This window comes from Paraburkholderia sp. BR14374, assembly GCF_040948685.1.
In the GTDB taxonomy this organism is placed as follows: Bacteria; Pseudomonadota; Gammaproteobacteria; order Burkholderiales; family Burkholderiaceae; genus Paraburkholderia; species Paraburkholderia youngii.
Genome location: NZ_JBFPKF010000062.1, coordinates 1 through 6,645, shown reverse-complemented (window position 1 = coordinate 6,645; position 6,645 = coordinate 1). Strand labels below are relative to the sequence as shown.

At 60.3% G+C, this 6,645-nt stretch carries 7 protein-coding genes; 2 read left to right on the top strand and 5 right to left on the bottom strand.

What is annotated here, in order from left to right; all coding sequences use genetic code 11:
- Positions 1-12: 12 nt before the first annotated feature.
- The 5 genes from AB3X86_RS37550 to AB3X86_RS37530 form a co-directional block, all read right to left on the bottom strand.
- The gene (locus AB3X86_RS37550; protein WP_368599831.1) at positions 13-1,248 is read right to left on the bottom strand and encodes an IS66 family transposase; all 1,236 of its coding nucleotides are present in this window, start codon (positions 1,246-1,248) and stop codon (positions 13-15) included.
- A 30-nt stretch (positions 1,249-1,278) separates the two neighbouring features.
- A complete protein-coding gene (gene tnpB / locus AB3X86_RS37545; protein WP_368599830.1) occupies positions 1,279-1,605 on the bottom strand; it encodes an IS66 family insertion sequence element accessory protein TnpB in 327 nt (108 codons plus the stop codon).
- A gap of 2 nt (positions 1,606-1,607) precedes the next feature.
- A complete protein-coding gene (locus tag AB3X86_RS37540; protein ID WP_368599829.1) occupies positions 1,608-2,159 on the bottom strand; it encodes a transposase in 552 nt (183 codons plus the stop codon).
- 49 nt (positions 2,160-2,208) lie between these two features.
- Positions 2,209-2,778, bottom strand: coding sequence for an MFS transporter (locus tag AB3X86_RS37535; RefSeq protein WP_368599828.1), 570 nt, complete (start codon positions 2,776-2,778; stop codon positions 2,209-2,211).
- 365 nt (positions 2,779-3,143) lie between these two features.
- A complete protein-coding gene (locus tag AB3X86_RS37530) occupies positions 3,144-3,965 on the bottom strand; it encodes an IclR family transcriptional regulator (protein WP_368599827.1) in 822 nt (273 codons plus the stop codon).
- Positions 3,966-4,132: 167 nt separating this feature from the next.
- Between AB3X86_RS37530 and AB3X86_RS37525 the strand changes: the two genes are divergently transcribed.
- Entirely contained in the window at positions 4,133-5,113 is a 981-nt protein-coding gene (locus AB3X86_RS37525) for a hydroxymethylglutaryl-CoA lyase (protein WP_368599826.1), read from the top strand.
- Positions 5,113-6,387 carry a CaiB/BaiF CoA transferase family protein gene (locus AB3X86_RS37520; RefSeq protein ID WP_368599825.1) on the top strand — a complete coding sequence of 425 codons (1,275 nt, stop codon included), beginning with the start codon at positions 5,113-5,115 and terminating at the stop codon, positions 6,385-6,387. The genes AB3X86_RS37525 and AB3X86_RS37520 overlap by 1 nt, the downstream gene beginning before the upstream one ends.
- Positions 6,388-6,645 lie beyond the last annotated feature (258 nt).

The following is a 6,645-nucleotide window of genomic DNA, read 5'->3' as shown; positions in this document are numbered from 1 at the left end:
TGCGTCCGGCCTTCACCAGCTCGACCAGTTGCGCCCGAAATTCCGCCGGGTACGGGGTACGATGCTTGGCCATAATCGGCACCTCCTTCTCCAAAGGATAGATGTCCGTTTTTGCGGGTCAATCTCAAACAACCTTCCGATCAGCTTGATGAAGCGTGTGGCCAGCAGGTCGGGCGAGCGCGCAGCTTTAGGCACATTTTCTTCTGCCTTGACGAAGTAGCGTCGGCAGTGAACCCAGCATCCAAGATGCACGAGCTGGTATCGGTCGGCGATGCTGTTATAGGGCTCATAGCCATCGGTCATCAGGACCGCGCCCTTGCGGATGCCCATGAACAGTTTGTCGGCCAGCTGAGCGCCGCGTCCCGGCGTGTACGTGAAGCAGCGGACCGGATGTCCTGAATCGGTCATCTGCGCCCAGAGGTAGCTCTTCGTTTGAGGCTTTCGCCCCTTCTCCTTCAGGACCTGGAATGTCGTCTCGTCGCAGTAGACCAGATCCGCGTCGAGCAGCGCATCACGCATCAGGTTGATCACCGGCTGGGTCGCCAGACCGACGCGTACCATGCTTGCGGCGATCGTGTTGGATGAGATGTCACCGCCGAAACGACGTAGCAGTCCGGCCTGACGGTACAGTGGCATCCCGAACTGATACTTGCCGGTGGCGATCCACGCAAGCGCTGATTCACTCAGCAGCCCACGCGGGATGATACGCGGCGGCGCAGGCGTGACCTTGATGCCGAGATCGCAGCATGGACACGCATATTTGACGCGCTGGTGCTGGAGCACGCGAAGCTGCTCCGGAATTACATCGAGCTGCTCGCTGATCTCAACGCCGATCTCGACGAGCGGGTGGCCGTCGTTCGTACAGAAGCGTTCGGCTTCAGGCAGTTCATGGCGCACGACCTCACGCGGCAGATCGGGATCGAGCGGCTTGCGGTGACCACGCCGCTTGCGCGTGTGCGCGGCAACCGTCGTTTCCGGTGTGTCTTCCAGGGCGGGCGCGCTGTTCGCGCCAAGTGCTTCGGCTTCGTTGAACAGCCCGGGTTGATTGGAATCCCGTCCTTCACTTTTCGCGCCGAACAGTTCGCGACGGTAAGCACGCAGCCGTTCCTCGGCCAGATCACGTTCCGCTGTCACGAGCCGCAGGGCGCCGCGTAGCGCCTCCTGTTCTTCGCGCAACGCACGGGCGGCATCGCGCTCAGCGAGCAGCTCTTTCAGTTCGTCGGCGGTGATCGTGACCTGGCCCGGCATGCGGATTAGACCGGCACCCCGATGACGCGTTCAGCTGACGCGCAGATACTCGCGCTTCGGATGTCGCTGGATCGTGCTAATGTCATCGCCCTCAAGCAGCGCATGTAACAGATCAGGCGTCATCGTCACGATCTCGGCTTTCCGGTCGGGCCATATGAACCTATCGGTCTCAAGGCGTTTCGTCAGGAGCCAGAAGCCGCTGCCATCCCAGCCGAGGATCTTGACCCGGTCGCGGCGACGGTTTCCAAACACGTAAAGCGAGGAGTCCATCGGGTTCAGGCGCATCGACTGCTCAACGAGAATCGACAGGCTGTTCATGCCGTACCGGAAATCGACGGCATCGCGATGCAGGTACACCTTCAGATTCGCGTCGAACCGGAACACGGCATTCTCCCAAGCATCTGGACCACGGTGGCCAGTTCGTCGATGGTCGCGTCCGCGATATCAAACTCGACGCCGTTCGGCAGACGCACGTGCAGCGCAAGCGCCATTGACGGCGATGAGGGCATAGGCGCTCTCGCCAAGGCGCTTTCTTCGGGGAGCAACGCCGGCGGAACCGAAACGACAGGGACGAATGCAGATGACGTTCTCGTGGGTGATGCGGCCTTGCACGGATCCAGAAGGTCGATGGCCACGCCATCGATCACTTCTGCCGCAGGCGCCGTCTCGTGATGGTCAGCAACAGGCTCCTGTGGTGCAGGCGAGATGCCTTTCTCCCGCTCCAGCAGGTATTTTGTGATCAATTTACGTAGCAGATTGGCATTGATCCCGTGTTCCTGAGCCATGCGCGCGACGGAAACGCCGGGTTGCAGCGCGGCCTCGACCAGCGTGCGCTTACCTTGCTCGTCGTAGCGACGCCGGCCATCACGGCTCTGTCGTACGACTCTTAACTCTGAGTCTTTGTCAGCCATAAGTGTCCACCTCGAATAGGTGGACGCCTATGCTCCTCGCTCCTGGCGATCACTGCCAGACGCTAAAGATGGACCGCTTACGCACAAGATGCACGAACGCGAAAGCGCGGCCGCGCAGATGCATCGGCACGAGTTCGCTGACGTATGTATCAATCGTCACCAACTCAACGCCCACGCCGATCCCCGCGATCAGACGCCACAGATTGATTGCGGACGCGCTGTCTTGCCAAGCCATCACAAAGGTCGCTACCGAATACCAAAGCAGCGAGACGGTGAAGGTCGTCTTGCGTCCGAAGCGGTCGGCAAGGCGTGACAAACAGAACGTGCCGATGAAAAGACCCGCGAACGATGCCGCGACGAACGCGCCAAGCCCCGAGAAGCCGAAGAACGACGCCGTCGTCGTCGAATACAGGCCGCTTTTGACGAGGCCCGGTCCGACATACGCGGTCAAGAATAGATCGTAGAACTCAAACCAGCCGCCGACAGCCAGCACGAAGACCAGCATCCATATCGAGCGCGTCGCTGGCAAGCGGTCGATACGCGCGTTGATTCGCTCTGCCTCCCCAACGATAGGTGAACCGGACGAGAGCTTTGTCCCATTAACGGGAAGACTGGCCATCTGCATATCTCTTGGCTGTTTTACTGAAGTTCTGTTAGATAGAACGTAGTTCTGCTCAACAGTATGCCCATGGTAGCCGTGCAGGTAGCGAAGGAGCGACTAGGGATAACCAGCACCGACCCGTGTCTTGCATGTCAGGCAAGCGCATCTTTCAGCCCGTACGGAGTGGAATCGGCTCAACAATGAATAACGACGCCTTTCAGCCAACCGGGAAAAGCCGGGCGCTGCGCGCGTTGGTCGCTTGTAAGGGAGGATGTGATTGTTGCCGCAGCAAGGCGATTCGCGCTTTAGGCGGCATTCAGATGGCATGCCGGGGTTCACATGCCTAATGCAAAGGGCGCCTGCTCAAGGACCGGTTGCCTGGGTCAGGCATTTCCGCCATCGACATCCGCTTTTTCCGGTTTGACAGCGTCTTCTTCGACGAATCTGGCGATGCTTGCATCGTATCTCGCACCGATGCCCCCCAAGTCGACCGTTGCTCGCTTCGCGCTGAGAAGCAATGCTTTAAGAGCAACGTTGATGGTGGCGGGGGCGTCGAATCTGCCTTTCGGCCCGGATAGGGTCAGAGCGCCCAAGAGCTGACCGGTTGAATCGAACACCGGCACTGATGCTGACGTTGTTTCGGGATCTCGTTCACCGTATGAGACCGCGCAGAATTGTTCCCGCACCTCATTCCAGCGCGGATCCGATGATTCACTGAATGCGAGCAGCACTTTGCCGGAGGCGCCTTTGTCAATCTCGAATTCCTCGCCAATCCGGATCGCTACTCTCACGCTTCTCGATGGCTCCAAGCGATACAGGACCAGGCGCTTGTCACCTTGCCGTACGTAAAAAGAGGCCGTCTCGCCCAGGTCGCGACTCAACTGCTGAAGGATGGGTTCCACAACGGGGCCGACTTGAAAAGACCGCTGGTAAAGCGTTGCGAGGCGAAGCGGTTGATGTCCGACAGCGTACTGACCGTCATTCAGCTTCCGCATAAATCCGCCGTGCTCCAAAGCACCGAGCAACCGCAAGACCGTGCTTTTATACAAGCCGGTGCGGCGCGATAGCTCGGTGAGCGTCAACCGGTCGTCGGTCGGGCCGAAAGCGTTGAGAATCGCGAAAGCTCGATCCAGAACGGCGACTCCACTGCTTGTGTCCGATGCGTCGAGCGACCGCTCTGCATTCCCGGGCCCACCGATAGTCATCTCTTCTCCTCTCTGGTTATGCTGTCACTCTAATGTTTCGCGTGACAGAACTCAAGTTCTGTTTTTCGCGATTTCCGGGGTTTACCCGTCTTCACGAGGCCGCAAAGCGCACCTATAGTTCTATTACATAGAACGTCGGTCTGCGTAATAGAACCAAGGTGTCAGTCGTGAATACGCCCAATCCCAAGGTGTTGATCAGCGAGGTCGGTCCGCGTGACGGATTGCAGAGCATCAAAACTGTCATGCCCACGGCAGCGAAGCTGCGATGGATCTCGGCGCTCGCCGCTGCAGGCCTGAAGGAAATTGAAGTGGGCTCATTCGTGCCGGCGAAACTGCTGCCTCAGATGGCTGACATTCGCGAAGTCGTCGCGCATGCGCTCTCCATTCCCGGTTTGCACGTCGCGGTTCTAGCGCCGAATCTTCGTGGCAGCCAGAGCGCTTTCGAAGCAGGCGTGCACAAGGTGACGCTGCCCGTTTCGGTGACCAACGAACATTCGCTGGCCAATATCCGCAAGACCAATGCGCAGATGATCGAAGAAGTGCGCAATATCGTCGCGCTTCGTAACGAGCAGTTTCCCGGCGTGCAGATCGAGGCCGGGGTTTCGGTCGCCTTCGGCTGCACGATCGCGGGCACTGTGACCGACGATCAGACGATGCGCATGTGCGTGGCAATGGCCGAATGCGGCGTCGATGAAATCGGGCTGTCCGATACGAGCGGCTACGCGAATCCGACCCAGGTTCGTCGGCTGTTCCGCCGTCTGCAAACTGAACTCGGCGCAAAGGCCGGCGGGGCCCACTTCCATAACACGCGCGGACAGGGGCTGGCCAACGTTGTTGCAGCGCTCGAAGTCGGCGTAACGACGATCGATTCCAGCCAGGCGGGTCTCGGCGGCTGCCCGTATGCACCGGGCGCGACCGGCAACATCGTGACAGAAGACCTGGCCTTCCTGCTCGAAGCCATGGGCTATGACACCGGTGTGGACATCGACAGGCTGATCGCCGCCCGTGCAATTCTCGCCGAGGCGCTGCCCGGCGAAGCGTTATACGGACACGTGCAGGACGCGGGGCTCCCAAAGGGATTCGCATATGCAGACGGCCGCGCACCCAGCGCGCCGCAACCCGAAGGCTGCCTGACTGGAGTGGCGTAATGAGCGAAGTACAAGCAAACCAGAATCTGCCGTATAGCGGCGTACGCGTCGTCGAGATGACGCACATGGTGATGGGGCCGACATGCGGCATGGTGCTGGCGGACCTGGGCGCGGAGGTGATAAAGGTCGAGCCTATTTCCGGCGACAGCACGCGCGCTTTGCGCGGCTCCGGTGCGGGCTTCTTCAGCACGTTCAACCGGAACAAGAAGAGCATCGCCGTGGACGTAAAAGATCCGCGTGGCGTGGAAATCGTTCACAAGCTCCTCGCTGGAGCGGACGTCTTCAGCGAGAACTTCAAGAGCGGCACGATGGACAAGCTCGGCCTCGGTTATGCCGCGCTGTCCAGGCTCAATCCGCGTCTCGTCTACGTGTCGCATAAAGGCTTTCTGCCCGGCCCATACGATCATCGCACCGCGCTCGACGAGGTCGTGCAGATGATGGGCGGCCTCGCTTACATGACGGGACCGGAAGGCAGGCCGCTGCGCGCCGGAACGAGTGTCAACGACATCATGGGCGGAATGTTCGGCGCGATAGGCGCGATGGCGGCGCTGGCTCAACGCGAACGCACGGGCCGGGGGCAGGAAGTGCAGAGCGCGCTGTTCGAGAACAATGTGTTCCTGGTGGCTCAACACATGATGCAGTTCGCCGTGACCGGCAAAGCGGCGGCGCCGATGCCAAGCCGCATTTCAGCGTGGGCCGTCTACGACGTGTTCTCGGTCAAAAACGGCGAGCAGATCTTCCTAGCCGTTGTCTCCGATACGCAATGGGCGCTGTTCTGCGACGCTTTCGGGCTGGCGGAGCTCAAAGCGGACGAGCGTATCGCTTCCAACAATCAGCGCGTGCAGGCCCGCGAATGGTTGCTGCCGCTGCTTCGAAAGCACATGGAAGCGTTCACCGCGGCCGAGATCAGCACGATTTTCGAGCGCTGCGGACTGCCCTATGCGCCGATTACCAAGCCGCAGGATCTGTTCGACGATCCGCACCTGCTCGCGACCGGCGGACTCGCCGAAGTGACGTTGCCGCCCGATGCAAGCGGCGCGGGACAGCCCATAGCGACGAGGACTGCGCTGCTGCCCTTGACCTTGGATGGTGAGCGCCTGCACCTGCGCGCGGCGCCGCCTTCGCTGGGTCAGGACACTCAAGCGCTTCTGTCGGGTCTCGGATATACACCGGAAGACCTCAGACAGTTAACCGAGGCTGGGGTAGTCAAGTGTCAGGACGCGCAGCCTGGCGATGCATCGAAGCCGTCGGCGAACGAACTCGCCAGCGCCTGAAGCAGCGAAGCAAATAAAGAATCACTAAGCCGCAGAGGCCGGCAGGGCCTTTTGCGCGCCGTGATTCGTCTGGAGACGAGACATGACATCCATTTCATCGGACATCACGACAGGCAGCGCGGTGGGTTCCACCGTAAGCGGCTCGGCAGGGCCGGTCCCCGATTCGCGCGCGCGTGGGGCATGATGTGAGAGCGTGAGGAGGTCCGGGTAGATCACGTGAGATCGTTCCATGATCGTGGACACGATCTTCTGGATCTA

What these genes read in the sequence shown, in the direction of transcription:
- AB3X86_RS37550 (WP_368599831.1), bottom strand. Translation starts at nt 1,248, where the DNA reads ATGCCGGGCCAGGTCACGATCACCGCCGACGAACTGAAAGAGCTGCTC.
- AB3X86_RS37540 (WP_368599829.1), bottom strand. Translation starts at nt 2,159, where the DNA reads ATGGCTGACAAAGACTCAGAGTTAAGAGTCGTACGACAGAGCCGTGAT.
- AB3X86_RS37535 (WP_368599828.1), bottom strand. Translation starts at nt 2,778, where the DNA reads ATGGCCAGTCTTCCCGTTAATGGGACAAAGCTCTCGTCCGGTTCACCT.
- AB3X86_RS37530 (WP_368599827.1), bottom strand. Translation starts at nt 3,965, where the DNA reads ATGACTATCGGTGGGCCCGGGAATGCAGAGCGGTCGCTCGACGCATCG.
- AB3X86_RS37520 (WP_368599825.1), top strand. Translation starts at nt 5,113, where the DNA reads ATGAGCGAAGTACAAGCAAACCAGAATCTGCCGTATAGCGGCGTACGC.